This window comes from Gordonia amarae NBRC 15530, assembly GCF_000241345.1.
Classification (GTDB): Bacteria; Actinomycetota; Actinomycetes; order Mycobacteriales; family Mycobacteriaceae; genus Gordonia; species Gordonia amarae.
The window spans coordinates 146,162-170,878 of the sequence record NZ_BAED01000033.1 but is presented as its reverse complement, the minus strand read 5'-3'; the positions used below and the strand labels follow the sequence as shown (position 1 = coordinate 170,878).

The window sequence follows — 24,717 nt, the reverse complement described above, 5'->3', positions numbered from 1 at the left end:
TCACTCCGGTGCCCGTGTCGGTGCCCGGCCACCGGCCGCGTCTACTAGGCTTTTGGGCATCCCGCGCCGGTACGTCGAGCGTGCCGGCACAAGTTCACCGATAGGGGCGTAACTGTGGCAATCATCGATCAGGTAGGTGCGCGCGAGATCCTCGACTCGCGTGGCAACCCGACCGTCGAGGTCGAGGTTCTTCTGGACGACGGCACGCTCACCCGTGCGGCGGTTCCTTCGGGTGCGTCGACCGGTGAGCACGAGGCCGTCGAACTGCGTGACGGCGGCGACCGCTACAACGGCAAGGGCGTCACCAAGGCGGTCCGCGGTGTCCTCGACGAACTCGGGCCCGCCGTCGTGGGAGCCGGTCTCGACGCGACCGAGCAGCGCCTGGTCGATCAGGTGCTCATCGACACCGACGGCACCCCCGACAAGGGCCGCCTCGGCGCCAACGCGATCCTCGGCGTGTCGCTCGCCGTGGCGAAGGCTGCCGCGCAGTCGGCCGACCTGGACCTGTACCGCTATGTCGGCGGCCCCAACGCCCGGATCCTCCCCGTTCCGATGATGAACATCATCAACGGCGGCGAGCATGCCGACAACGGCATCGACTTCCAGGAGTTCATGATCGCCCCGATCGGCGCGAGCACCTTCAAGGAGTCGCTGCAGTGGGGTGCCGAGGTGTACCACGCCCTCAAGTCGGTGCTGCACAAGCAGGGCCTGAACACCGCACTCGGCGACGAGGGCGGCTTCGCCCCCGACCTGCCGGGCACCGACGCCGCGATCGCCGTCATCGGTGAGGCCGTGGAGAAGGCCGGATTCAAGTTCGGCACCGATATCGCCATCGCCCTCGACGCCGCGTCCACCGAGTTCTTCGCCGACGGCCTGTACTCGCTGGAGGGCAAGAAGTTCTCCAGCGACGACCTCGTCCCGTACTACGAGAAGCTGGTCGCCGACTTCCCGATCGTGTCCATCGAGGACGCCTTCGCCGAGGACGACTGGGACGGCTGGGCGGCGGTCACCACCGCCATCGGCGACAAGGTGCAGCTCGTGGGCGACGACCTGTTCGTCACCAATCCCGAGCGGCTGGCCCACGGCATCGAGAAGGGCATTGCCAACGCGCTGCTGGTGAAGGTCAACCAGATCGGCACCCTCACCGAGACCCTCGACGCGGTGGAACTGGCCCACTTCTCCAACTACAAGACGATGATGAGCCACCGCTCGGGTGAGACCGAGGACACCACCATCGCCGATCTCGCCGTGGCCGTCGGCAGCGGCCAGATCAAGACCGGCGCTCCCGCCCGTAGCGAGCGCGTCGCCAAGTACAACCAGCTCCTGCGCATCGAAGAGGGTCTGGGCGATGCGGCACGCTACGCCGGTGACGCCGCCTTCCCCCGGTTTTCGGCGGGTTCATGATTAGCTAGTGCCTATGGCATCAGACGGCAGACGGGCGGATCGGCGTGCCTCGCGGGCGCGGCGATCCGCCCGTTCGCGTCCGTCGGTATCGCGTCCGGGCGCATCGGTCGCCGACCGGCGTTCGGCCGTACCGTTCGACGTCGATGAGCTCACCGACTCGGGCGAGCACGACCTCACCGAGGTGTTCGCGGACCCGGACGACGACGCGACTGACAACGACCGGACGAGCGCGGGCCGCTCCCGTCTGGCACCGCTGAGCCGGGGCACCCGCACGGCCGGTGAGCCGGACGATGAGGACGCCGGCGTTCCCTCCAAGGGCAGCACATCCGGTACGAAGACACAGAAGTCGAAGACGCAGAAGTCGGGGGCAACCACATCCGCGAGGTCGTCGCGCACGGGCAGGTCCGGCAGATCGGCGAGGTCCGGCAGGGTGTCGTCGGAGAAGTCCGGGCGCAAGCGCGGCGCGGTCGACCTGCTGGTCGGGCTGACCCATCGGTGGTCCAACCGCACGATCGGCCTGGCGCTGGTCATGATCGTCGCCGGCATCGCGGTTGCCCTCACCCTGTCGGCGCCGCTGCGTAATTCGATGTCCGACCGTTCGGAGTTCGCTCAGCTCTCGGCATCGAACGCGGACCTGCGTAAACAGATCGCCTACTATGAGCAGAAGATCAACGAGCAGAACGATCCCGCCTACATCGAAGCGCAGGCCCGGGAGCGTCTGCATTTTGTGTATCCGGGAGAGAAGTCTGTGGTGATGATGTATCCGGGCGATGACGCGCGGAAGGCGGCCGAACGCAAGGCCGCCGAACATGCGAACAACCCGTGGTACTCCAACCTGTGGGAAGCGGTGGCGACACCGCCGAAGAAGTGAGCGCCTCGCAGGCCGACCTGGACGTCGTCGCACGTCAGCTCGGTCGTGAACCGCGCGGCGTCATCGAGATCGCCTACTACACACCCGACGGTGTTCCCGCGGTGGTGAAAACGGCGCCACGGCTACCCGACGGCACCCCGTTCCCGACACTGTACTACCTGACCGATCCGCGGCTGACCGCGGAGGCCAGCCGGCTCGAATCGGCGGGGGTGATGCGGGACATGACCGCACGCCTGGAAGCCGAGCCGGAGATCGCCGTGGCCTACCGCAGGGCGCACGAGTCGTTCTTGGCCGAACGCGACGCCATCGAATCGCTCGGCACCGATTTTTCCGGCGGCGGGATGCCCGATCGCGTCAAATGCCTGCACGTCCTGATCGCGCATTCGCTGGCCAAGGGACCGGGACTGAACCCGTTCGGCGATGAGGCAGTCGCACTCGCCGGCCGGAACGGCTTGGCGGGCACCGCGATTCCCGCCGACTGGCCGGGTGTGGCCGATGACTGACGGGGTTTCGAGGCTCGCAAGCTCGCACCTCAACCGGCGAAGTGGTGGCGCCTTTCTCGCTGGTTGAGGCGCGAGGTGGTGGCGTTCCTCGTGCTGGTTGAGGTGTGAGGAGCGCAAGCGACGAGCCTCGAAACCCGGTGAGTGAACGATGTCCGTAACAACCGGCATGGAGGGCAGATGACGACAGTCGGAGCAGTGGACTGCGGTACCAATTCGATCCGCTTACTGGTGGCCGGGCCCGATGAGTCAGGTCGCCTCATCGACCTGCACCGCGAGATGAGGGTGGTGCGTCTCGGTGAGGGAGTCGACGCGACCGGCAGATTCCTCGACGAGTCGATCGAGCGCACCCGGGTGGCACTCGCCGACTATGTAGAGTTGATGATTTCCCTAGGCGTGCAACAGGTCCGGATGGTCGCCACCTCCGCTACCCGCGATGCCGCCAATCGTGACGAGTTCTTTGCCATGACAGCCGGGTTGCTGGGCCGGGTGGTGCCGGGTGCGGTGGCCGAGGTGATCACCGGCGACGAGGAGGCACGGCTGTCGTTCCGCGGTGCCGTCGGTGAACTCGACCCCGCCGCAGGACCTTTCGTGGTGACCGATCTCGGCGGTGGTTCCACCGAGGTGGTGCTCGGCGATACCGGCGGGGTGCGGGCCGCGTACTCGGCCGATATCGGCTGCGTCCGGCTCACCGAACGGGCGCTGCATTCGGACCCACCCACCGACGACGAGATCGCCGTGGCAACCGAATTCGCGAACTCGCGGCTCGCCGAGGCGTTTGCCCGCGTCCCCGTCGAGCAGGCCCGCACCTGGGTGGGGGTGGCCGGCACCATGACCACGTTGTCGGCTCTGGGGATGGGGCTGGCCGAGTACGACTCCGACATCATTCACCTCTCGCGGATCTCTCTGCCGGACCTGAATGCGGTGTGCGAGAGGCTGATCGCGATGACCCGTGCCGACCGGGCCGCGCTCGGTCCGATGCACCCGGGCCGGGTCGACGTCATCGGTGGCGGATCGCTGGTGACCATGCGACTGGCCGAGGTGTTCGCCGAACGCGCCGGGATCACCGAACTCGTGGTCAGCGAACACGACATCCTTGACGGCATCGCCCTCGGCCTGCTGGACGACTGACCGGACTGCTCGATCAGGCGGTGCCTCGCTGAGCGAGGTTGATGTTGTTGCAGGCCTCGCAGACCGATTCGGGGATGACGCCGCGCTGCTGGAGGAACCCGAAAACGGTGCAGCCGAGGCAGAACCCGAGCACCGCTTCGAGGGTGGCGGCCACCACGACGAGCCCGACGACGATCTGAGCGGCCACACCCGCGCCGACGAGGCTGAGGATCAGCGCGAGGGTGGTGAGGGTGAGTCCGATGGTCTGGGCGAATCGCTTCGGTGGCCCTGGCACCAACTTGGTCTTGCGCCAGATCTTGGGGACGATCACCCGAACCGAGAGTTGACCGAACGGCGACAGCGTGGGCCCGGACAGGACCCGCAACAGAAAACCCAGCGCGAGCAGCGCGTACAGCACGGGATGGTCGACGACGATGGTGACCACGGCGAATATCACCACCAGACCGGCGGTCGATCGGGCCGCGTAGTCGTTGACCGGATTGGGAAAGGTGAATACGGAGGACGCCACGACGCGCCACACTAGCGGCGCCGACTGCGCGGTGGAAGGGTTGCGGTCAGCGAGATTGTTGGTGGTCGAGCGCCGGCGGCTCGACAATCTCGGCGTCGAGGGTGGGAACCTCCACGTCGTCCTCGGTCAGCGCGTAGTCCGCGGTATCGCGTACGGGGAGGTCGGCCTGGTCGTCGAGTTCGGGGTCTTCGGTGTCGATGTCGATGACATGCCGTGCCTCGTCCTGTTCGGCCAGCTTGGCGGCCTCGCGCATCTCGAAACCGTCGGTGATGATCTCACCGATCTCCCTGGCGACGTCGGCGACGGCCTTGGTGATGATGGTGGTGATCGAACCGACGTGGACGGCGGTGGATTCGACCAGTTCCTGGATCAGGTCCTTGTTGCGTTCGAGGCGGTCGACCATCGGAGTCCTTCTTTTCGGTGCTGGTGCCACGACGATACCGCCCTCCAGCGCATCGAGCCGGTGCGGTGGAGGGCGGTATCTGGTTGGTGACGGCGGATCAGGCCGCGGCTTCGTTCTCGCGTTCGATGTTGACGACGATCTCGTTGTCGTCGCGGCTCCACGAGTTGGGCAGCGACAGCTTGGCGATCTTGGTCCAGGTCGACCACAGCTGGTGGCTGAACGAGCCGGTGTTGTACGGCATGCCGTAGCGTTCGCAGATCTCGCGGACCTCGACGGCCATCGCCGGGTAACGGCTGGCCGGGATGTCGGGGAACAGGTGGTGCTCGATCTGGTGGCTCAGGTTACCGCTCATGATGTGGAACAGGGTGCTGCCCTCGATGTTGGCAGAGCCCAGCATCTGCCGCAGGTACCACTGGCCGCGGCTCTCGTTCTCGCATTCCTCCTTGGTGAAGGTCTGCGTGCCGGTCGGGAAGTGACCACAGAAGATGATCGAGTACGCCCACACGTTGCGCACCACGTTGGCGGTGGCATTGCCGAGCAGGGTGGACACGAACAGCGGCCCGGTCAGCAGCGGGAAGACCACGTAGTCCTTGAGCGCCTGCTTGCGGGCCTTGCGGTACATGCCCTTGGCGAGGCCCTTGACGTCGGCCCACTTGCGCTTGCCGGACAGGAGGTTGTCGGCCTCAAGGTCGTGGAGCATGACGCCCCACTCGAACAGGAACATCAGGGCGGTGGCGTAGGCCAGGTTGCCCAGGTAGTACGGACGCCATTCCTGCTCACGCGCCATCCGCAGGATGCCGTAACCGATGTCGCGGTCCATGTCGACGATGTTGGTGAAGGTGTGGTGCAGGTAGTTGTGGCTGTGCTTCCACTGGTCACCCGGGCACACGTTGTCCCATTCGAATTCGCGGGAGTTGTAGTTGTCCTCGCGCATCCAGTCGTACTGGCCGTGCATCACGTTGTGGCCGATTTCCATGTTGTCGAGGATCTTCGACACCGACAGCGCGGCCACACCCGCGAGCCAGGCCGGCGGCAGGAAACCGAGGTACATCAGGCCGCGGCCGCCCACCTCGAGTCCGCGCTGGATGCGGACGATGTTGTACAGGTAGTCGCGGTCCTTCTGACCGAGGTCGGCGACGACGCGGGCGCGCAGTTCGTCGAGTTCGCGGCCGAGTGTCTCGACCTGCTCGAAGGTCAGATTGACCTCGGTGATGTGCTCGGCACCGGTGGGAGCGGTGTCGGCGGCGGGCTTGCGGAACACGTTGGGCTTGCGCAGTGCGGTGGGCTTACGGAACGGAATGATGGGCGTAGCCATGATGATTACCTCCGTGAGTTATTGGGTGGATGCGGTTTTCAAAACGGTCTGGTCAGCAGACCCATGTCAAAGCTCGAGTTCGACGTCGCCGACGGGGGCGTTGACGCAGATCTGGATCTGGGCGTCGGCCTCGGTGTTGAGTTCGCCGGTGAGGACGTTGCGGGTGCAGCCGCTCTTCTTGACGGCGGTGCAGGAGAAGCAGATTCCCATCCGGCAGCCCGACGCGGGCTTGAGTCCGGCGGATTCGGCCTGGTCGAGGATGGTGCGGCCGTCGTTGTCGGCGGTGCTGCCGGCCTTGGTGAAGGACAGCTCGCCGGTGACGGGTTCGTTGGGGTCGATCTCGATGGGGGCGGCCAGGACGAACGCCTCGGAGTGGACGGGGTTGCTCAGTCCGGTGTCGGCGATATGTGCCTTGACCGCGTCCATCAGTGCGGGCGGGCCGCAGACGAACAGGTCGGCGTCTGCCAGGCCGTCGATGCCGTCGAGGTGGGCGGCGGTGAAGTGCTCACCGGGGGTGTCGCCGTCGCCGCGGGTGTAGTACAGCCGCAGGTCGATTCCGTTGGCGGCGGCCAGCGCTGCGAGTTCGGCCCGGTAGGCCACGTCGGCGGGGGTGCGGGCGTAGTGCAGAAAGGTGATGGGGCCGGTGAACTTCTTGGCGATCAGTGTACGCATCATTGAGAGTACAGGTGTAACGCCACTGCCGCCGCTGATGAATACCGCGGATGTCAGCTCGGCCGGGAGGGTGAACTCGCCCTGCGCCTGGGAGACGCCGAGGACCATTCCTTCACGCGCGTTGTCGCGCAGGTAGGTGGAGACGAAGCCGTCGTCGTGTGCGGTGATGGTGAGCTCGATGGGGCTCCAGGCGCCCGCCGAGGAGTTGGCCGGCGAGTAGCAGCGACTGTGCCGGACGCCGTCGATCACGACGCTGAGCTGGAGGTACTGACCGGCTTCGTGGCCCTTCCACTGCCGGGTGGGGCGCAGCGAGAGGCGGACGGTGCGCTCGGTGGGGCGGCTGACGCTGACGATGGTGGCGCGTACCTCGCGCCAGGTGAGGCTGGGGTCGACCAGTTCGAGGTAGCTGTCCACCGGATGCGGTGTGAGGGCGGCCTCCACGATCGAGCCGACAAGCCTGGGGAGTCGAATACTCATCGGGGGCTCTCCGTTCGGTGTGTTCGCGAGAATGGGCTTGTTCTCGTTTTTGAGTGAACATCTGTACACGGAAGAGTGTGGCATATGTACCGCCACTGTGGTCAAGTGCTCACGGATGTGAGTGCCATCACCTTTGCCGAAAAGTCCCGGATAGGTTCCGAAGGCCCTGGACGCGGGCGGTGTCGTCGGTGCCGGAGCGCACGACTTAGACTCAGTGGGTGACCCGTACCGGAAACTCGACCCGCGCCTCGCGTGGGCGGCGTGCCGACTCGGGCGATGGTGACGGGGGCGGCACCTCCCGCCCGGGCTCGGCACGAGCAGACTCGGCCCGCGCGGACTCCAAGCGGGCCGGCGCGAAGAACGCCGACGCCGAGAGTCGTGCCGACCGTAAGAGCCGGACCCGCCAAGCCCTGCTGGACACCACGCTCGACCTGGTGTCCGAGCGCAGCTTCGCCAGCATCAGCCTGCGCGAGGTGGCGCGTGGCGCGGGCATCGTGCCCACCGCCTTCTATCGGCATTTCGCGTCGATGGAGGATCTCGGGGTCACCCTCGTCGAGGATTCGATGCGGGTGCTGCGGCGCACGTTGCGTGAGGGGCGTCGCGATCTCGCCGCCCGGCAGGCCCTGCCCACGGTGCGCACGTCGATCGCCATCCTGTTCAACCAGGTCAGGGAGGACGAGTCCGCGTTCCGGTTCCTGATCCGTGAGCAGCACGGTGGTGTCGCCGAGGTTCGCCGCGCCATCGACACCGAACGGCGGTTGTTCGCCAAGGAACTGGCTATCGACCTGGCCCGGCTGCCGGATCTGTCGGCGTGGGATGCCGAGGATCTGGAGATGGTCGCCGACCTCATCGTGACGATCATGCTGACCTCGGTGGCCGAATACCTCGACAGCGATTACCGGGGCCGGGGTGTCGAGCGTGAGGTGATCGACCGCGTCGAACGGCAGCTGGTGCTGGTGTTCCTGGGCATGGGCCGGTGGCGTTCGCGTCACGACCGTTGAGCGGGTGAGTTGATTCCCGACGCCCGTGTCGGTCATCCGATCGGCTTTCCGCTGCTCATGCGTCCTTTGTCGGATTCTGTGAATAAGCTGAGCGCATGACTGCGCAGAATCGGGTGGGAACCACGTTCGGGCCCTATCGCCTCGACGAACTCATCGGCCGCGGTGGCATGGGTGAGGTGTACCGCGCGTACGACACCACCAAGGATCGTTTTGTCGCACTGAAGATTTTGTCGCAGGGTCCGGCCGCCGATGTGACCTATCAGGAACGGTTCCGCCGCGAGTCGCAGGTGGTGGCCCGCCTGGGCGAGCCGCACATCATCCCCATCCACGACTGGGGTGAGGTGGACGGCGTCCTATACCTGGACATGCGGCTGGTGGAGGGCAAGGACCTGCGCGCGGTGCTGAAGGAGGACGGCGCGCTCAGTCCCGAGCGTGCGGTCGGGATCATCGAACAGGTCGCCGCGGCACTCGACGCCGCCCACCGCGACGGACTCGTCCACCGGGACGTCAAGCCCGAGAATATTCTTTTGTCCGACAACGACTTCGCCCATCTTGTCGACTTCGGCATCGCGCAGGCCGGCGACGACACCCGGCTCACTCAGGCCGGTACGGCCATCGGCTCGCTGGCGTACATGGCGCCGGAGATGTTCGAGAACACCCCCATCACGCCGGCCTGCGATATCTACGCGCTCACCTGTGTGCTGTTCGAATCCCTGACCGGGCAGGTGCCGCATCCCGCGAGCACCGTCAGCTCCGCGATCAAGGCGGCGCTGTTCGACGTCCCGCCGCGGGTCAGCACCGTGCACGCGGGGGTGCCGGCCAGTTTCGACGCCGTCATCGAGAAGGGGCTGGCCGCCGATCCCGCGCAACGGTACGGCACGTGCCGTGAGCTGGCTCAGGCGTGCCGGACCGCGCTCACCGAGCCCGCCGCGGCCGCGGCCCCGGGCGCGCCGCCCACCATCGGATCCGAACAGTATGAGCAGACACAAATCCGGGTCACGGGTCCGTCGGTGGTGAATCCTGTTGGTGGGCAGATGACTCCGGGGCAGGTGGGCAGTGGGCCCGTCGGTGTGGGTTACCCGCCGGGCGGGGCTCCGTTCGCGCCGCAGGGCACCACACCCTACGGTCCATCGCAGCAGTACGGCCCACCGGTGGGCACCGGCCCATACGGTGCCGGTGGATACGGCACCGGCCCGCAGGGTATGGGGCCGTTCGGGGCTGGTCCGGTTCCCTATCCCACTGGGCCGCAAGGATTTCCGCCGAACAATACGGGGCGGAACAACAAAAGTGCCCTGGTGCCGATCGTCGGCATCATCGCCGTGGTGCTGGTCGTGGTGCTGGGCGTGGTCGCCTACCTGCTGCTGGCCAAGGATTCCGGCGACAAGGGCTCGGGCAGGCAGGCCCAGCAATCGACGGCCGTCGTCACCACCACCGTGACGCCGACCCAGGACACCCCGGCGCAGACCACCCCGACAGTCAGCAGCCCTCCGGCGGGTTCGGATCCGTGTGACAACTCGGTCGGTATCGAGGTCGGCAGTCCGACCAGTTGCGCGTTCGCCGCGAACGTGCGCTCGGCCTACCTGGCCGCCGGACCCAAGGGCGAGGCCCGGACGGTCACCGCCACCAGCCCGGTCACCGGCGACACGTACCGCATGTCGTGCGGTCCGGAACTGGGGATCGTGGTGTGTCGGGGCGGGAACAACGCCGTCGTTCACATTTACTGAGACCATGCGAATCCTTCACGGAGCGGCAGCCGCCGCGACGCTGGTGCTGGCGGTGTCGATGACCGCATGCGGCGGCAGCGACGATGACGCCACCACGCCGCCCGCCACCTCGACGGTCACGGTCACCGCACCGGCGGTGCCGTCGACGGCCGGTGCCCCGACCTCGTCGCGCACGCGCACACCGGGCGGTCCGACGCACCGCACCTCGCTGGTGGCGGCCCTCAACTCGGCGATCGGGCGGGCGGGGCAGCCCGTCGGCATCGCGATCGTCCCGGTCGGACGATCCGGTCGGGCGATATCGGTGGGTGACCAGACCCCCTTGGTCGCCTGGTCGAGCATCAAGGTGCCGCTCGCGGTGGCATCGCAACGCGCCAACGGTCAGTCCGCGCCGCAGGTCCCGGCGATCGTCGAATCCGACAACTCCGCCGCCGAACAACTGTGGGGCTCCCTCGGCTCCGACTCCGACGCCGCGGCCGCCGTCACCGAGGTGCTGCGCGACGGCGGCGACACCACGACCACGGTGCCCAGCCGGCATCTGCGGGACGGGTTCACCATCTTCGGGCAGACGACGTGGCCGTTGCCCAACGCCGCGGCGTTCACCGCGCACCTGCCATGCATGGCGGGCACCGAGCACGTGCTGTCGCTGATGCGACAGGTCGCCGGCAATCAGCAGTGGGGTGTGGAGGCCATGACGTCGCCACGGTCCACCGCGGTCAAAGGCGGCTGGGGGCCGGGTGCCACCTCGGGCTATGTGGTGCGCCAGATCGGGCTCATCATCCACGCCGACGGCTCGATGACCGCGGTGGCGATGGCCACGTCTGGGCCCTCGCTCGACAGTGGTATCAGCGCGCTGAATGTTGTTGCACAACAACTGGACAAGTCGATCAGAAAGCTACCGCGGGGACGGTGCTGACCGGCCGGCCGGGCAGGATCCGGGTTCCTTTCGGTCAGCACGATTTCAACCCTGTACCGGCTTGAGCGTTGGGCAGACACTCCCTGATGTGTCCGCGCATTTTCATTGGTTCCTGCCCACGTACGGTGATTCCCGCAACCTGATGGCCGGTGGCCACGGGAGTTTGATGTCCGGTGACCGCCGGGCCGATCTGCGCTACCTCAAGCAACTCGCCGGTGCCGCCGAGATCAACGGCTTCGAAGCCGTGCTGACCCCCACCGGATTGTGGTGCGAGGACGCCTGGCTGACCACCGCGGCGCTGATCGACGCCACCGAGACGCTGAAGTTCCTGGTGGCCTTCCGGCCCGGCCTGACCAGTCCGACGCTGGCGGCGCAGATGGCCGCCAGCTTCCAATGGCATTCGCAGGGCCGCCTGTACGTCAACGTGGTGACGGGCGGTGAGGCGAGCGAACAGCGCGCGTTCGGTGACTTCCTCACCAAGGAGGCCCGCTACGAGCGGGGCGACGAGTTCCTGACCGTCGTGCGGCGGTTGTGGGAGTCGGACGAGCCGGTGAACTTCTCCGGCAGCCATGTGCGGGTGGAGGACGCGGTGCTCGGTCGCCGTCCGGATCCGTTGCCGCAGGTGTTTTTCGGCGGTTCGTCGCCGGCGGCGGGCACGGTTGCCGCCCGTCACGCCGACACCTACCTGACGTGGGGTGAGAAGCCCGACGCGGTGGCCGAGAAGATCTCGTGGATCGCCGGCCTCGCCGAACGCGAGCAACGTTCCCTCGACTACGGCATCCGGCTGCACGTGATCGCCCGGGAGACCTCCGAGCAGGCGTGGGCCGAGGCCGGCCGGTTGTTGTCCGGGCTGGACCCGCAGACCGTGGCGGCGGCACAGGCCAACCTGGCCAGGTCGGAGTCGGAGGGGCAGCGACGCATGCTCGACCTGCACGGTTCGGGCGCCGCCTTCGACAATGCCGCCGACCCGCACTCACTGGAGATCTACCCCAATCTGTGGGCCGGGGTCGGACTGGTGCGCGGCGGGGCGGGCACCGCTCTCGTCGGCTCCTACGCGGAGGTCGCCGAGCGGATCGCCGAATACCACCGGCTCGGACTCGACCACTTCGTGCTGTCGGGTTACCCGCACCTGGAGGAGGCCTATCACTTCGGTGAGGGGGTGCGCCCGCACCTGGCCCGGCTCGGGCTGATCGACCAGGAGCCCGGCGGCGACGTCGTCCACGGCGCGTTCCTGCCCCCGTTGCGGGCGGCGTCGTCGTAGGCGCCGCACCCGCGACAGCGGGTCCCTGATCGGGCCGCCTGTGGGCCCGATGCCTGATTGTGATCAGACTACGGTTCGGTGTCTGCTCCCGTTGCGCTATCCCAAACGTGCTACGTTCGGTGAACGAAAGAGCGGAGCAAGTGGGACCGTCGGGCTGTGTGCCCTCCGGGCACCCGGGCCGAGCACGATCACGCTGTGTGCCTCCCGGAGCCGGGTCCGACCTCAATCGGGAAGGCTGGGTCATGGGACTCGGAGCAACCAATTCGCAAGCAACGCCGAATGCTTCGGCGCAGAGAGAACCGAACGCACACGGTGATCGGAATACTTCGCGTCGGTGGCGTGGAAGGCGTTGTGCGGCAGCACTGATATCGGTGGGTGCGCTGGTCGCGGGAGTTCTGACCGCATGCACGTCCACCGACTCTGGCGACGGTGACCTGCTGCAGAAGCTCCGTGACAAGGGCACCGTAACAGTGGGATTCGCGGGTGAGGCGCCGTACTCGTTCGAGCAGAACGGTCAGTTGACCGGTGCGACAGTCGCTTTGCACCGGGAGATCTTCGGCAAGCTCGGCATCAAGAGCGTCGAGGGCCGCAACGTCGATTTCGGCTCGTTGATCCCGGGATTGCAGGCCAACAGGTTTGACCTGGTCAGCGCGGGAATGTCGATACTCCCCGAACGGTGCAAGCAGGCCTCGTTCAGTGATCCCGAGTTCAATTACACTACGGCGCTGATGGTTCGGAAGGGCAATCCGCACGGGCTCACCGACATGGACTCGGTCAAGGCCAAGGGCGTCAAACTCGCCACGATGACCGGCGCCATCGAATCCGACTACGCCGACAGTCTGGGCATCAACAAGACGCAGGTGGCCACACCGCAGGACGGGATGGACGCCGTTACCTCCGGCCGCGCGGATGTGTTCGCGCTGACCGGCATCTCGCTGAACTGGATGAAGAAGAACAACCCGAAGGCGGCCGTCGACGTCACCCCGTCGTTCGTGGCCGTGATCGACGGAAAACCGCAGGTCGGCGCCGGTGCGACGGTGTTCCGGACCGGCGACGACGAACTCCGCGACGCCTACAACGCCGAACTCAAGAAGATCACCTCCGACCCCAAGAAGTACCTGGATATCGTCGGCAAGTTCGGGTTCACGGAGAAGGAACTGCCGGATCCGAAGCTGACCACCGCATCCCTGTGCGCGGGCACCGCCTGAGCGCGGCCGGGTAGCGGCGCGTGGGCGACAACGTCGACACATTCCTGGATGCGTGGCCGCGCATCTGGGAGGGGATCCTGACCACGCTCTACCTGACGATCGGCGGCGCGGTGCTGGCCTTCGTGCTGGCTCTCGTCCTCGGGGTCATGGCGGGATCGAAACCCCTCCTGGTGCGCGGCACCGCACGGGTGATCATCGAGTTCTTCCGGGGCACATCGCTTCTGGTGCAACTCTTCTGGCTGTTCTACGTGCTGCCGCTGATGGGGTACCAGCTCGATCCCATGTTCTGCGGGATCCTGGCGCTGGGCCTCAACTACGGTGCCTACGGCGCGGAGGTGGTGCGTGGCTCGCTCAACGCGGTCGCGCCGGCACAGCGGGAAGCCGCTGTGGCACTGAACTTTTCCTGGTGGCAACGGCTGCACCGGATTGTCTTCCCGCAGGCCTGGGCGCAGATGATTCCACCGCTGAACAACCTGCTGATCCAGTTACTCAAGGGGTCGGCACTGGCGAGTTTCATCCAATTGCACGATCTGACCTATCAACTCGGCCAGCTCCGGCAGAGCACCGAGACCGCGTTCGCCTACGGCATGGGACTGATCATCTATTTCGTCATCGCCTATCTGCTGACGTTGGTGATGAATGTGCTTGAGGTGCGGGCCAAGTCGCGGCTGGGCGTCGGTCCGACGCTGCGCGAGGTGCTCAGCCTGCGACCGGAACGGGTCGATGAGACCGTGGGGGTGAGCAGATGAGTTTCGACTGGGACTGGGACAGGGCCGCGGACTGTGTTCCCGTGCTGTGGGACGGGTTCAAGATCACCCTGCTCGCAACCGCCCTCGGTTTCCTGATCGCCGCCGCGCTGGGCCTGGTGATAGCGATCGTGCGGCGGGTCGGCCCCGCGATGGTCACGGTGCCGCTGCGGATGGTCACCGAGTTCATCCGGCTGACCCCGCTGGTGGTCCAGCTGTTCTTCGTCTACTTCACGTTCACGCAGTTCACGGCCCTGCAGGTGGGCATCGTGGTGCTGGGAATCCATTACTCGACATACATGGCGGAGGTGTATCGCGCGGGCATCGACGCCGTGCCCAAGGGGCAGTGGGAGGCCGCGCACGCACTGTCGTTGTCGCAGCGACGCACCTGGCGGGCGGTGATCCTGCCGCAGGCGGTGCGGGCCACGGCGCCGGCGCTCGGCAACTACGCCATCTCGATGTTCAAGGACACACCGTTCCTGTTCGCGATCACGGTGGTCGAGATGGTCACCGCCGCACAGCAATACGGTGCGCGTACGTTCCTGTACGTCGAACCGATCACCATGGCGGGCGTGCTCTTCCTGCTGGCCAGTTACCCGACCTCGATCCTCATCAGACGGCTGGAGAAAGCACTTGCGTACTGACAACGACGATTCCGTCGAGCAGGCCGTGTCCATGACCAAGCCGGAGGCCGAGGCGGCTGAGCAACCGATGATCCGCTTCGACCAGGTGGTCAAGCGGTTCGGCAAGCATGTGGTGCTCGACCATCTCGACTTCACGGTGGCCCGCGGCGAGCGCGTGGCGCTGATCGGGCCCAGCGGATCGGGCAAGACCACCATCCTGCGCTTGCTGATGACGCTCGAACCGGTGAACGGCGGCGTGATCTGGGTGGGGGACACCCCACTGACCCACCAGTACCGCGGGACCACACTGGTCAAAGCGTCCGCGCGGCACCTGCGGGAGGTCCGGTCCCGGATCGGGATGGTGTTTCAGCACTTCAACCTGTTCCCCAACATGACCGTCATCGAGAACATCACCGAGGCCCCGATCCATGTCCGGGGCGAGTCCAAGGAAGCGGCGCGGGCCCGGGCGCGGGAACTGCTCGACATGGTGGGCCTGGCCGACAAGGCGGACGCACATCCGTCGACACTCTCGGGCGGCCAGCAGCAGCGGGTGGCGATCGCCCGGGCGCTGGCTATGGACCCAGAGATCCTGCTCCTCGACGAAGTCACCTCCGCGCTCGATCCCGAACTGGTGGCCGACGTGCTCGGCGTGCTGCGCGACATCGCCGCATCGACCGACATCACGATGCTCATCGTCACCCACGAGATGGGATTCGCGCGCGACGTCGCCGACCGGGTGCTGGTGTTCGACGAGGGCCGGATCATCGAGGAGGGCACCCCCGAGCGGATCTTCTCCCACCCCGAACGGGAACGGACCCAGGCGTTCCTGAAGGCCGTCCTCGCGCACTGACGCCATCGGAGTTCAGACTCGGTTGGGTAACGGTCGGCTCACACCTGGGTCTCGCCGTCGTAGATGCCGGATTCTCGGCTGGCCGGGTTATACACCGCCCGCCTACTGTGTTACTGAAGTGACTCAGGAGATTCATGTGACAAATGTGGCGAAGCGTTGTGTGGTGGCCGGTGCGCTCTGCGTGGCGGTGTTGATGACCGTGCTGTCGGTGGGTGGGGCGGCGGCCGCACCCCGCAGGCCGGTGCCGCCGAGACTCCCGACGGTGGCCGAGCTCCGGCAGACCGTCGAGGACTTCCTCAACCCGCAGGCCAAGAACACCCGGGCGCTGCGCAAGATGTTCACCGCCCTCGAACGTTCGCTGCGCGGGTCCGGCAGAGTCGGCCTCGCCATCACACCCGTCGGGACCGACGCCGTGGTCCGCTTCGGCACGCTCACCACCGGCCGGGCCTGGTCCACCCTGAAGGTGCCGGTGTCGCTGGCCGCCGAACGTCACGGTGGCGCACAGGTGCCGGGGTGGGAGACCAAGGCGATCCGGGCCTCCGACAACGACGCGGCCGGGGAACTCTGGGGGAGTCTCGGCGGCGGCCAGGCGTCGGTCAACGCGGTGACCGCAGTGCTGCGCGAGGGCCACGACCTCACGACCCACGTCAGCTCGGAAATCGACGGACCCGACTCGTACCCCGGGTACACGCAGTGGGCGGTCGCCGACCAGTCACGATTCGCGGCCAACCTGCCCTGCATGGCGGGCACCGCGCACCTGCTGTCGCTGATGTCGACGGTCGAGAGCAATCAGGACTGGGGCATCCGGAAGATCTCCCGGACCGGTGTGACAACGGCGGTCAAGGGCGGCTGGGGGCCGGTCAGCAGCAACACGGGCAAGTACGTCGTGCGACAGCTCGGGATCATCACCACGCAGCGTGGACAGGTCGGGGTGTCGATGATCGCGGTGCCCCGCAGCGGCGGCTTCAGCGACGGCACGCGCATGCTCACCCGGATGGGCACCTGGCTCGGCCGCAACGTGCGGCTGCTGCCGATGGGACGGTGTGGCCTCCTCTGAGCGCCGCCCCGGGGATCAGTGCGATCAGTCCGGACGTGAGTGCCTGCCCGGCGCGCGGTGTGGTTCGGGTCCGCGTTCCGGCGGCGGGGTCGGAACCGCCGGCCGGGCCGCGGGGCCCGCAGGGCGGGGCGCGGAAGGCCGATTCCCGGGCGGAACCGGTGCCTGCGGCCCGCGGCGAGTGCGCGCGACCGGATCCGGTGGAGCCGTCTGGGACGACGGATTCTGGGACGGCAGATTCTGGGGCGAGAGATTCTGGGGCGAGGGCTTGTGGGCCGGTGCGCTCTGGGGTGCGCGGGGTGTTCCCCGGGCCGGTGCCACTACCGGGCCACGGGACACGGCCGGGCGCGCAGCGGGTGCTGGCCGGCGGGACACCGGCTCGGCGCGGTCGGCTTCGGTCTCCGTGGGGTCGTCGGTGTGCGGCGTATGCGTGTCGGCCGGTGCTCCGCCCGGTGAGGTGAGCGCGGCGGCGATCGCCGTGGTCAACGGCACCGACAGCGCGATCGCGATACCACCGACGAACGAGCGGCCCAGCTCCACGGCCACCGCGTCCGTGGTCACCAGCGAACCGAATGGCTGCTGGGCCACCGAGAACAGCAGCAGCAGGGGCAGCGCGCTGCCGGCGTAGGCGAAGATCAGCGTGTAGACGGTGCTCGCGATATGGTCGCGGCCCACCCGCATCGCCGCGCGGAACGTCGCCAGGCGGGAGGGTTCACCCGCCGCGGCGAGTTCGAAGGCCGCCGAGGCCTGGGTGATGGTGACGTCGTTGAGGACGCCGAGAGCGCCGATGATGAATCCGGCGAGCAGGAGTCCGCTGATCGAGATGCTGCCCTGATAGAGCTGCAGGCTCATCGTCTGGTCGCCGGACAGGCCGGTCAGGTTCATCGTCGTGATCGCCAGTGCCGACAACGCGCCGGCCACGAACAGCGACACGAGAGTGCCCAGCAACGCCGAACTGGTACGCATGCTGACCCCGTGTGCCAGATACAGCACGACGAACAGGATCGCCGCCGACGACACCACCGCGACCGCGACCGGTGAACTGCCTTCGAGGATCGCGGGCAACGTGAAGAAGCCGAGGACGGCGAACGCGAAGACCAGACCCAGAATCGAGCGCAGTCCGCGCCACGACGCCACCAGCACGATTGCCGCGAAGAAGGCGATGGCCCAGATGATCGTCGGTGTGCCGCGACGGAAGTCGAAGAACGAGTAGCGGATGCTGCCGTCGGGTGTCGGGGTGACCGCGACGCGGATCTTGTCGCCGAGATGCAGCGTCGGCTGACCCGGTTGCGGTTTGTCCAGCATGTCCTTGTCGACTGCCTTGCTGTCGGGACCCTGACCCGACTGCGCCCGGTTCGTCGGCACCTCCAGCAGCGTGAACCGGCCCTTGTGCTGTCCCGAGGTCAGTTTGACGATGTTCTGGATGCACGGGCCGGCGCCCGCGTTCTCCAACGCGATGTCCGCGGTGTCCTGGACTGTTCCGCTGAGCGGATTGAGACAGTTCGCCCGCTGCTGCTCGAAGATCTCGGCGTCGACGGTGACGATCGAACCGCCGTCCGCGGCCCGGAACTGGGTGGGGATCGGGTGATCGGTGTAGGACGGCCACAACACGACCGCTCCGGCCACCACGGCGAGTCCGATCAGACTGAGCGCGCCGATGACGATGTAGCGGGCCAGCGGTGAGAAGTTCGCGGCGATGGCCGACAGGTCGTGGGAATGCCCGTGCGAATGCGAGTGTCCGCCCGCATGATCGTGTCCGGGATCGCTGCTGCGGTTGCCTGGCCGTGCGGGGCGAGATGGGGTCACGCGGCCACCCTAGAGGATTCCGGTGCCGCCGGTCGGATCCGCATATCCCGGTCCGGGCATGCCGTCGCGGATTCCGGCCTGGTCCCCGGAGGCGTGAGACGATCGGCTGATGCGCGACGAACAGGATCAGTGGCCGGCAACCGGCCAGGCGGAGGGTGCCACAGCGCCGGACGCGGGCAATGAGTCATTGACCACCGTGGTCGTCGCCTTCGTGATGAACGTCCTGGTCGCCGTGGCCAAGTCGGTGGCGGCACTGCTGACCGGCTCTGCCGCGATGGTCGCCGAGGCCGCGCATTCGTGGGCAGACTCGGGCAACGAGGTATTCCTGCTCATCGCCGAACGACGGGGGGCACGGGGGCGGGACGGCCGCCATCCGTTCGGCTACGGCCGGGAAACCTACATCTGGTCGATGTTCGCCGCGTTCGGCCTGTTCACGGTGGGCGCGGTGGTCTCGATCATGCACGGCGTCACGTCGCTGCGTCATCCGGAGGAGGGCGGAGAATACCTGATCGGATATATCGTTCTGGCGATATCCTTTGTACTGGAAGGCATTTCGTTCTTGCAGTCGTTGCGGGCGGCGCGCTCGGGCGGGCAGCGGCTGTCGATGCATCCGGTCCGGTACATCATTCGCACCTCCAATACAACGCTGCGGGCGGTATTCGTGGAGGACGCCGCCGCGCTCCTCGGCCTGACGATCGCCGCGATCTGTATGGGGCTGCACGAGGCCACCGGCCAGGCGGCCTGGGATGCGGCGGGTTCGATCCTCGTCGGTGTGCTGCTCGCGTTCATCGCGGTCTTCCTGATCATGCGCAACAGCGACTTCCTGATCGGGCAGCCCGCGCTGCCCGCCCGCCGGGAACTGGCGCTACGGCACCTGCTCGAGCATCCGATGATCGAACGCGTCACCTACCTGCATCTGGAGTACGTCGGTCCCGAGCAGTACTACCTGGTCGCGGCCGTCGACATCGTCGGAGACCTCGCCGAACACGATCTCGCGGTGCGGCTGCGCGACATCGAGGCGCAGATCGAGGGCATCGACTCGGTGGTCGAGGCGGTGCTGACGCTGGCCACGCCCGATGAGCCGTCGCTGGCGCCGGGGTCGGCGTAGGTTGGCGAGCGTGCAACTGAGAATCTTCACCGAACCCCAGCAAGGCGCCACCTACGACGATCTGTCGCGGGTGGCGGTGGCGGCCGAGGACCTCGGCTTCGACGCCTTCTTCCGGTCCGACCACTATCTCGCGATGAACGTGCCCGGCGACCCGGGACCGACCGACGCCTGGGTGACCCTGGCCGGACTGGCCCGGGATACCACGCGGATCAGGCTCGGCACCCTCGTCACCTCGGCGACGTTCCGGTATCCGGGGCCGCTCGCGATCAGCGTCGCGCAGGTCGACCAGATGAGCGGCGGCCGTGTCGAATTGGGCCTCGGTGCGGGGTGGTTCGAGGCCGAGCACGCCGCCTACGGCATCCCGTTCCCACCGCTTGGCGAACGATTCGACAGGCTCGAGGAGCAACTGGCGATCATCACCGGACTCTGGTCGACGCCGGCAGGTGAGCGGTTCTCCTTCGACGGAGCCCGGTACACGCTGACCGATTCGCCCGCCCTGCCCAAGCCGCTGCAGAAGCCGCATCCGCCGATCATCGTCGGCGGTCAGGGCAAGGCCCGCACGCCGGCGCTCGCGGCACGGTATGCGGCCGAGTTCAATGTGGCGTTTGAGTCGGCCGATGTCGCGCAGCAGCGGGTGGCCCGGGTGCGCGCGGCCTGTGAGAAGGTCGGCCGCGACCCGTCGGACCTGGTCTACTCCGCGGCGCTGGTGCTGTGCGTGGGCCGTACGGCCGCCGAACTGTCGGCGCGGGCGGGCGCCATCGGCCGAGAGGTCGACGAACTGCGCCTCAACGGTGCCGCGGGCACACCGGCCGAGGTGGTGGAGAAGATCGAACAGTACCGGTCCGCGGGCATCAGCAGGATCTACCTGCAGGTGCTGGACCTGTCCGACCTCGACCACCTGGCGCTGGTCGCGGACGAGGTTGCACCGCACCTCAATCCGGCGTAGGGGTCACTTGCCGGAATGGGACACTCCCGGAATGCAGAACACCGATCCCGTTGCCGAGGCCGGCAGGGGATCGGTGTTCTGTCCTTGCGACTGGGTGGATCCGATCAGCAGATCGAGATGCGGAACTGTCCGACCGGGATGTGGACGCACACGCTGACCGAACCGATCGAGTAGTACGGCTCTTTCTCGACGGGTGCCGCAGATGCGGTGGGGGCAACGGCTCCGGTGATTGCGAAGGCCGCTGCAGCCGTGCCCAATCCGATGGCGATTCGTTTCTTCACTGCTACTCCTCGATATCGTTGGTGGCTGCCGGTCGCCTTGGCGTGCAAGACGTCAGTGCCATAACTATCCCCTCAACCGGGGCTTTGGCCGACTATACCGAGCCTGATCAGGGGTATAAAGCGCTATGGCGAAAACGGTGCACATCCGTAAACATTTGGTCCAGACGGAGGACACGGCGACCGGCGGTGCCCGGATCAGCCCGCGGCGTAGCCGAGCAGCGACTTGACCTCCAGGAAGTCGTCGAAGGCGTAGTCACTCCACTCGCGACCGTTGCCGCTCTGCTTGTACCCGCCGAACGGCGTGGCCGGATCGGGTGCGGCACCGTTGATGAAGATCTGCCCGGCCCGGATACGGGAGGCGACCGATCGCACGGCGTCGGTGTCGTCGCCCGAGACATAGCCTGCCAGACCATACTCGGTGTCGTTGGCGATGGCCACCGCGTCCTCGACGTCGTCGTAACCGATGATCACCAGTACCGGGCCGAAGATCTCGGTGCGGGCGACCTCCATGTCGTTGTCGACGTTCGCGAACACCGTCGGCCGCACGTAGTAGCCGGCCGACAGATCGTCGGGACGTCCGGTGCCGCCGAACACGACGGTGGCACCGGCGTCGATACCGGACTGGATGAGGGTCTGGATCTTGTCGAACTGGGGCTGTGACACGACCGGTCCGAGGCGGGCTCCGCTGTCGGGTGCGCCGACTGTCAGCTTGTCCTCGATGGAGCGCGCCGCCTCGATGGCCTCGTCCATGCGGGAGGCCGGGACCAGCATGCGGGTGGGGGCGTTGCACGACTGGCCCGAGTTGTTCATCACGCCGAACACGCCGCCGATGACGTTCTTGGCGAGCGACGCGTCGTCGAGGATGACGTTGGGGCTCTTGCCGCCGAGTTCCTGCGCGACGCGCTTGACCGTCGGGGCTGCGGAGCGGGCCACCTCGATACCCGCCCGGGTGCTGCCGGTGAACGAGACCATGTCGATGTCCGGGTGGCTCGACAGCGCGGCACCGACGCCGGGTCCGTCGCCGTTGACGAGGTTGAACACGCCCGCCGGAAGACCTGCTGTCTCAATGATTTCCGCGAGAATCGCGGCGCTGAACGGGGCCACCTCCGACGGCTTGACCACCATCGTGTTGCCGGTGGCCAGGGCGGGTGCGATCTTGCAGGTGAGCTGATTGAGTGGCCAGTTCCACGGCGTGATGAAGCCGCACACGCCGATCGGTTCCTTGACGACGCGGGAGGTGCCGCGGTCCTCGGTGAACGAGTAGCCGGGCAGCTGCGCCGCGGCGGTCATCAGGTGGGCGAGACCGATGGGTACCTGCGCGCCGGCGGCCAGGGCGTCGGGTGCACCCATCTCCTCGGTGACGGCGGCGGCAAGATCGCCCATGCGCTTCTGGTACTCGGCGACGATGGCGTTGAGAAGGTCGACGCGTTCGGCGACCGTCGTCTGGCTCCAGGTGGCGAATGCGCGGCGGGCGGCGGCGACGGCGGTATCGACATCCTGCGCGTTGCCGAGGGCAACGTGACCGGCGACCTGTTCGGTGGCTGGGTTGATGACGTCCAACAGGACGGGGTTACTGGGCTCAACCCACTTTCCGTCGATGTAGAACGTGGTGATCTCGCGCATGGATGCTCCTCCGGCGACTGTGACGTGACAAAGCGAATATGCCACCCATCACAGTACTGCGCAGCCGATCACCCGTGCTTCTTGAGGATCTTCTTCACTTCGTCCGCGGTGACGTTCTTGGCGACCTGCTTGCCGTTCTTGATCTTCCGGATCGTGTAGAGGTCGTCCTTCTTCGCAGCCGCGACGTGGAGGCCGATCTTCTTGGCGGCCTTGTTCAGATCTTCGAGCATGAGCCGGATACTACGGGGCGAAGATGAACGCGCAAGCCGGGACGAATGCCGCTCTCAGCCGCTGCTGCTCAGGACCGCCACCACGACCCCCGCGACGCTGAGTGTCACCACGGCCGCGGCCGATCCCATGACCAGCTGTCGACGGTGGTGGGCGAGTCCGTGCACGCAGAGTCCGACACAGATCAGGATGATCGCGGCGTAGAGGGCGATACCGAGGGTGAGCAGTGCGGCGCCGCCGTCGGCCGCCGCGAGGGTGATTGTTCTCACGGAGAAAACGCCTGAGCCGGGCACCGGACAGGGCCGGTGCCAGACTGCTGGACGTCAGGTCAGAAGACCTGGCTCATCGCGTCGGCGAGGAAGGCGTAGATGGCCGGCTGCGACTTGATAAAGTTCCAAATTGCCTGTTCAAACATGGTGTGACCTCCAATTCGGATGTGTGGGCGATGCTGCTCACACAGTAGCGATCGCCGGTGACGCCCGGTGACCCGGCATCGCGCATGACACAGATGCCGAAGACGAACCGGTAAAACGCCTGACCTGTGCCCCCAGTCGGACTCGAACCGACACTTGGCGGATTTTAAGTCCGCTGCCTCTGCCAATTGGGCTATGGGGGCGCATGCCGCGCCGTGCGGCTCGGTGACTACCAGGCTAGGTCAGGTCCGGCGACCGCTGGGTCGTGGGTCCTGTGGCCCGCACTGCCGGGGGCGTTCGGGCTAGCCGACCATGCCGATGCCGGCAGCCGGAATGCTCAGCGGCACAATGGTTTGTTCGAGCTCGTCGCGCAGGGCGAAGCAGTCGGCGTGGTCGCCGAAACCGACGGCGCCGACCATCTGGAATCCGTCGTAGACGCGGATCGTGGCGTCGAAGCCATCGAGCGATCCGGTGACCTCCAGGCGGTCGCCGGAGTGGGGCCAGCCCACGATCTGGATGTCGACCCCGTACTGCTCGGACCGCGCGACCGGGATGGGAGGAACTCCCGGCTCGACGTCGAAACCGAGATCGGCCAGCACCGTCATCGCGACGGCCTTGCCCTGTTCGCGGGCGGTGAGCCAGTGCCCGCCACCGCAGGGCAGACCGGTGATCGGGTGAGGGGTCTGGGCGACATCGCCGGCCGCGTACACCCCACGCACGCTGGTGCGCAGGTTGCCGTCGGTCCGGATGCCGGTGTTCCGTGACCTGGCCCCCGAGCACTTGGCCAGCTTGGTATTCGGTCCGGCGCCCACCGCGACGATGACATGGCCGCGGGACGGCGTGTCGAAGCCGTCGCCGTCGACATGGTCGGGGGTGGCGTTGGTGACCGTGGCATGGGTCAGCAGGTCGACGCCGCGGCTGCGATGCAGATCCGCCAGGTGGTCGGCGAGTGGCGCGGGCAACGTGTCGCCGAGGATCTGGTCGGTTGCCTCCAGCAGGGTGACCCGTTTGCCGGCCTCGACCGCCGCCGAGGCCAGTTCGAGACCGATCAGGCCGCCGCCGACGATGATGAGTGTGTCCTGACCGCGCATCGCCGACTGAATCGCGACGGCGTCGCGTCGGGTGCGGAGTACGTCGACGTCGGGCCGCATCCAGTGCGGCCGGCGGGCGACCCCGCCGGTGGCCAGGATCAGTGCGTCGTAGGGGACCTCGGCGCCGGTGTCGATGACCACGCTGCGATGTCCGGGCCGGACGTTGACGACGCTGGTCCCGGTGACCACCTTGATGCGGCGGTTGGCCCAGAAGTCGGCGTCGCCGAGCGCGACGCCCTGCGGGGACAGGTCCGCGTCCAGGAGATCCTTGGAGAGTGCCGCCCGATGGTACGGCAACTCCGGCTCGGCGCCGTACACGGTGATATGACCGTCGAATCCTTTGGAACGCAAAGTCTCTGCCGCGGTGATCCCGGCGATGCCGGTGCCGACGATCACCACGCGGCGAGGTGCCGTCATCGGGTTACCGCCTGGGCTGGAATACCGGGGATGTGCGGGTCGTCGTGCATAGATCCGCATGTCGGTCGTTCACGTGAGCTCATCGGTGACCCCCTGAGAGCATAGTGCTGTGCCACGTGCCACTAGACAGTAGACGGGACTTT

25 protein-coding genes and 1 tRNA gene are annotated in these 24,717 nt (G+C 67.1%); 15 read left to right on the top strand and 11 right to left on the bottom strand.

Going from position 1 to position 24,717, the window contains the following annotated elements; translation table 11 throughout:
• Window positions 1–114: 114 nt before the first annotated feature.
• The 4 genes from eno (at window position 115) to GOAMR_RS09360 (ending at window position 3,906) form a co-directional block, all read left to right on the top strand.
• Window positions 115–1,404 (top strand): phosphopyruvate hydratase, encoded by a 1,290-nt coding sequence (eno, locus tag GOAMR_RS09375; protein ID WP_005186169.1) that lies wholly within the window; start codon window positions 115–117, stop codon window positions 1,402–1,404.
• 13 nt (window positions 1,405–1,417) lie between these two features.
• Window positions 1,418–2,275 carry an FtsB family cell division protein gene (locus GOAMR_RS25520; RefSeq protein ID WP_005186165.1) on the top strand — a complete coding sequence of 286 codons (858 nt, stop codon included), beginning with the start codon at window positions 1,418–1,420 and terminating at the stop codon, window positions 2,273–2,275.
• On the top strand, window positions 2,272–2,778 hold the full coding sequence (locus GOAMR_RS09365) for a DUF501 domain-containing protein (protein ID WP_005186162.1): 507 nt from the start codon (window positions 2,272–2,274) through the stop codon (window positions 2,776–2,778). Before GOAMR_RS25520 ends, GOAMR_RS09365 begins: the two co-directional genes overlap by 4 nt.
• 177 nt (window positions 2,779–2,955) lie before the next feature.
• Entirely contained in the window at window positions 2,956–3,906 is a 951-nt protein-coding gene (locus tag GOAMR_RS09360; protein WP_005186159.1) for a Ppx/GppA phosphatase family protein, read from the top strand.
• A 13-nt stretch (window positions 3,907–3,919) separates the two neighbouring features.
• On the opposite strand, the gene GOAMR_RS09355 is transcribed toward GOAMR_RS09360, so the two are convergent.
• The 4 genes from GOAMR_RS09355 to GOAMR_RS09340 all read right to left on the bottom strand — a co-directional run bounded on the left by GOAMR_RS09355 (window position 3,920) and on the right by GOAMR_RS09340 (window position 7,281).
• A complete protein-coding gene (locus GOAMR_RS09355; RefSeq protein WP_005186156.1) occupies window positions 3,920–4,414 on the bottom strand; it encodes a DUF4395 domain-containing protein in 495 nt (164 codons plus the stop codon).
• Window positions 4,415–4,460: 46 nt separating this feature from the next.
• Window positions 4,461–4,817 carry a hypothetical protein gene (locus tag GOAMR_RS25515; protein WP_005186154.1) on the bottom strand — a complete coding sequence of 119 codons (357 nt, stop codon included), beginning with the start codon at window positions 4,815–4,817 and terminating at the stop codon, window positions 4,461–4,463.
• Window positions 4,818–4,914: 97 nt separating this feature from the next.
• Complete coding sequence (locus tag GOAMR_RS09345) at window positions 4,915–6,132, bottom strand: fatty acid desaturase family protein (protein WP_005186150.1); 1,218 nt, start codon at window positions 6,130–6,132, stop codon at window positions 4,915–4,917.
• Window positions 6,133–6,198: 66 nt separating this feature from the next.
• Window positions 6,199–7,281 carry a ferredoxin reductase gene (locus GOAMR_RS09340; protein ID WP_005186147.1) on the bottom strand — a complete coding sequence of 361 codons (1,083 nt, stop codon included), beginning with the start codon at window positions 7,279–7,281 and terminating at the stop codon, window positions 6,199–6,201.
• Window positions 7,282–7,499: 218 nt separating this feature from the next.
• On the opposite strand from GOAMR_RS09340, the gene GOAMR_RS09335 reads away from it, so the two are divergent.
• From GOAMR_RS09335 to GOAMR_RS09295, 9 genes are all read left to right on the top strand, one after another.
• On the top strand, window positions 7,500–8,282 hold the full coding sequence (locus GOAMR_RS09335) for a TetR family transcriptional regulator (protein WP_005186143.1): 783 nt from the start codon (window positions 7,500–7,502) through the stop codon (window positions 8,280–8,282).
• Between the two features lie 95 nt (window positions 8,283–8,377).
• A complete protein-coding gene (locus GOAMR_RS09330; RefSeq protein WP_005186137.1) occupies window positions 8,378–10,006 on the top strand; it encodes a serine/threonine-protein kinase in 1,629 nt (542 codons plus the stop codon).
• A 4-nt stretch (window positions 10,007–10,010) separates the two neighbouring features.
• Complete coding sequence (locus GOAMR_RS09325) at window positions 10,011–10,919, top strand: serine hydrolase (protein WP_050942654.1); 909 nt, start codon at window positions 10,011–10,013, stop codon at window positions 10,917–10,919.
• An 88-nt stretch (window positions 10,920–11,007) separates the two neighbouring features.
• Window positions 11,008–12,180 carry an LLM class flavin-dependent oxidoreductase gene (locus GOAMR_RS09320; RefSeq protein WP_040514781.1) on the top strand — a complete coding sequence of 391 codons (1,173 nt, stop codon included), beginning with the start codon at window positions 11,008–11,010 and terminating at the stop codon, window positions 12,178–12,180.
• Between the two features lie 371 nt (window positions 12,181–12,551).
• Window positions 12,552–13,388, top strand: a complete 837-nt coding sequence (ehuB, locus tag GOAMR_RS09315; protein WP_005186124.1) for an ectoine/hydroxyectoine ABC transporter substrate-binding protein EhuB — start codon at window positions 12,552–12,554, stop codon at window positions 13,386–13,388.
• A gap of 20 nt (window positions 13,389–13,408) precedes the next feature.
• A complete protein-coding gene (gene ehuC / locus GOAMR_RS09310) occupies window positions 13,409–14,137 on the top strand; it encodes an ectoine/hydroxyectoine ABC transporter permease subunit EhuC (RefSeq protein ID WP_005186121.1) in 729 nt (242 codons plus the stop codon).
• Complete coding sequence (ehuD, locus tag GOAMR_RS09305) at window positions 14,134–14,778, top strand: ectoine/hydroxyectoine ABC transporter permease subunit EhuD (RefSeq protein ID WP_005186119.1); 645 nt, start codon at window positions 14,134–14,136, stop codon at window positions 14,776–14,778. The genes ehuC and ehuD overlap by 4 nt, the downstream gene beginning before the upstream one ends.
• Before the next feature lie 67 nt (window positions 14,779–14,845).
• On the top strand, window positions 14,846–15,607 hold the full coding sequence (gene ehuA / locus GOAMR_RS09300) for an ectoine/hydroxyectoine ABC transporter ATP-binding protein EhuA (RefSeq protein WP_083836907.1): 762 nt from the start codon (window positions 14,846–14,848) through the stop codon (window positions 15,605–15,607).
• A 136-nt stretch (window positions 15,608–15,743) separates the two neighbouring features.
• A complete protein-coding gene (locus GOAMR_RS09295; RefSeq protein ID WP_005186114.1) occupies window positions 15,744–16,664 on the top strand; it encodes a hypothetical protein in 921 nt (306 codons plus the stop codon).
• A gap of 24 nt (window positions 16,665–16,688) precedes the next feature.
• On the opposite strand, the gene GOAMR_RS09290 is transcribed toward GOAMR_RS09295, so the two are convergent.
• Window positions 16,689–18,467 carry a YibE/F family protein gene (locus tag GOAMR_RS09290; RefSeq protein WP_005186111.1) on the bottom strand — a complete coding sequence of 593 codons (1,779 nt, stop codon included), beginning with the start codon at window positions 18,465–18,467 and terminating at the stop codon, window positions 16,689–16,691.
• 109 nt (window positions 18,468–18,576) lie between these two features.
• On the opposite strand from GOAMR_RS09290, the gene GOAMR_RS09285 reads away from it, so the two are divergent.
• Both GOAMR_RS09285 and GOAMR_RS09280 read left to right on the top strand, forming a co-directional pair.
• Window positions 18,577–19,575: a cation diffusion facilitator family transporter gene (locus GOAMR_RS09285; RefSeq protein WP_005186108.1), complete on the top strand. Its 999-nt coding sequence runs from the start codon at window positions 18,577–18,579 to the stop codon at window positions 19,573–19,575.
• Window positions 19,576–19,585: 10 nt separating this feature from the next.
• Window positions 19,586–20,521: an LLM class F420-dependent oxidoreductase gene (locus tag GOAMR_RS09280; protein WP_005186105.1), complete on the top strand. Its 936-nt coding sequence runs from the start codon at window positions 19,586–19,588 to the stop codon at window positions 20,519–20,521.
• Between the two features lie 104 nt (window positions 20,522–20,625).
• Here the strand turns inward: GOAMR_RS09280 and GOAMR_RS25115 are convergent, their stop codons facing one another.
• The 6 genes from GOAMR_RS25115 to GOAMR_RS09260 all read right to left on the bottom strand — a co-directional run bounded on the left by GOAMR_RS25115 (window position 20,626) and on the right by GOAMR_RS09260 (window position 24,574).
• The gene (locus GOAMR_RS25115) at window positions 20,626–20,802 is read right to left on the bottom strand and encodes a hypothetical protein (protein WP_005186104.1); all 177 of its coding nucleotides are present in this window, start codon (window positions 20,800–20,802) and stop codon (window positions 20,626–20,628) included.
• Between the two features lie 195 nt (window positions 20,803–20,997).
• On the bottom strand, window positions 20,998–22,425 hold the full coding sequence (locus tag GOAMR_RS09275) for an aldehyde dehydrogenase family protein (RefSeq protein ID WP_005186102.1): 1,428 nt from the start codon (window positions 22,423–22,425) through the stop codon (window positions 20,998–21,000).
• A 68-nt stretch (window positions 22,426–22,493) separates the two neighbouring features.
• A complete protein-coding gene (locus GOAMR_RS25110) occupies window positions 22,494–22,655 on the bottom strand; it encodes a hypothetical protein (protein WP_005186099.1) in 162 nt (53 codons plus the stop codon).
• Between the two features lie 54 nt (window positions 22,656–22,709).
• Window positions 22,710–22,922: a hypothetical protein gene (locus tag GOAMR_RS09270; RefSeq protein WP_005186095.1), complete on the bottom strand. Its 213-nt coding sequence runs from the start codon at window positions 22,920–22,922 to the stop codon at window positions 22,710–22,712.
• A gap of 273 nt (window positions 22,923–23,195) precedes the next feature.
• A tRNA-Leu gene (locus tag GOAMR_RS09265) sits at window positions 23,196–23,269 on the bottom strand.
• Between the two features lie 99 nt (window positions 23,270–23,368).
• A complete protein-coding gene (locus GOAMR_RS09260; protein WP_005186092.1) occupies window positions 23,369–24,574 on the bottom strand; it encodes an NAD(P)/FAD-dependent oxidoreductase in 1,206 nt (401 codons plus the stop codon).
• Window positions 24,575–24,717: the final 143 nt, after the last annotated feature.

Bases quoted from the DNA above. Each gene is read 5' to 3' on its own strand.
- GOAMR_RS25520 (WP_005186165.1), top strand. From the start codon at position 1,418: ATGGCATCAGACGGCAGACGGGCGGATCGGCGTGCCTCGCGGGCGCGG.
- GOAMR_RS09360 (WP_005186159.1), top strand. From the start codon at position 2,956: ATGACGACAGTCGGAGCAGTGGACTGCGGTACCAATTCGATCCGCTTA.
- GOAMR_RS25515 (WP_005186154.1), bottom strand. From the start codon at position 4,817: ATGGTCGACCGCCTCGAACGCAACAAGGACCTGATCCAGGAACTGGTC.
- GOAMR_RS09345 (WP_005186150.1), bottom strand. From the start codon at position 6,132: ATGGCTACGCCCATCATTCCGTTCCGTAAGCCCACCGCACTGCGCAAG.
- GOAMR_RS09340 (WP_005186147.1), bottom strand. From the start codon at position 7,281: ATGAGTATTCGACTCCCCAGGCTTGTCGGCTCGATCGTGGAGGCCGCC.
- GOAMR_RS09330 (WP_005186137.1), top strand. From the start codon at position 8,378: ATGACTGCGCAGAATCGGGTGGGAACCACGTTCGGGCCCTATCGCCTC.
- GOAMR_RS09325 (WP_050942654.1), top strand. From the start codon at position 10,011: ATGCGAATCCTTCACGGAGCGGCAGCCGCCGCGACGCTGGTGCTGGCG.
- ehuD (WP_005186119.1), top strand. From the start codon at position 14,134: ATGAGTTTCGACTGGGACTGGGACAGGGCCGCGGACTGTGTTCCCGTG.
- ehuA (WP_083836907.1), top strand. From the start codon at position 14,846: ATGATCCGCTTCGACCAGGTGGTCAAGCGGTTCGGCAAGCATGTGGTG.
- GOAMR_RS09285 (WP_005186108.1), top strand. From the start codon at position 18,577: ATGCGCGACGAACAGGATCAGTGGCCGGCAACCGGCCAGGCGGAGGGT.
- GOAMR_RS09275 (WP_005186102.1), bottom strand. From the start codon at position 22,425: ATGCGCGAGATCACCACGTTCTACATCGACGGAAAGTGGGTTGAGCCC.
- GOAMR_RS25110 (WP_005186099.1), bottom strand. From the start codon at position 22,655: ATGCTCGAAGATCTGAACAAGGCCGCCAAGAAGATCGGCCTCCACGTC.
- GOAMR_RS09260 (WP_005186092.1), bottom strand. From the start codon at position 24,574: ATGACGGCACCTCGCCGCGTGGTGATCGTCGGCACCGGCATCGCCGGG.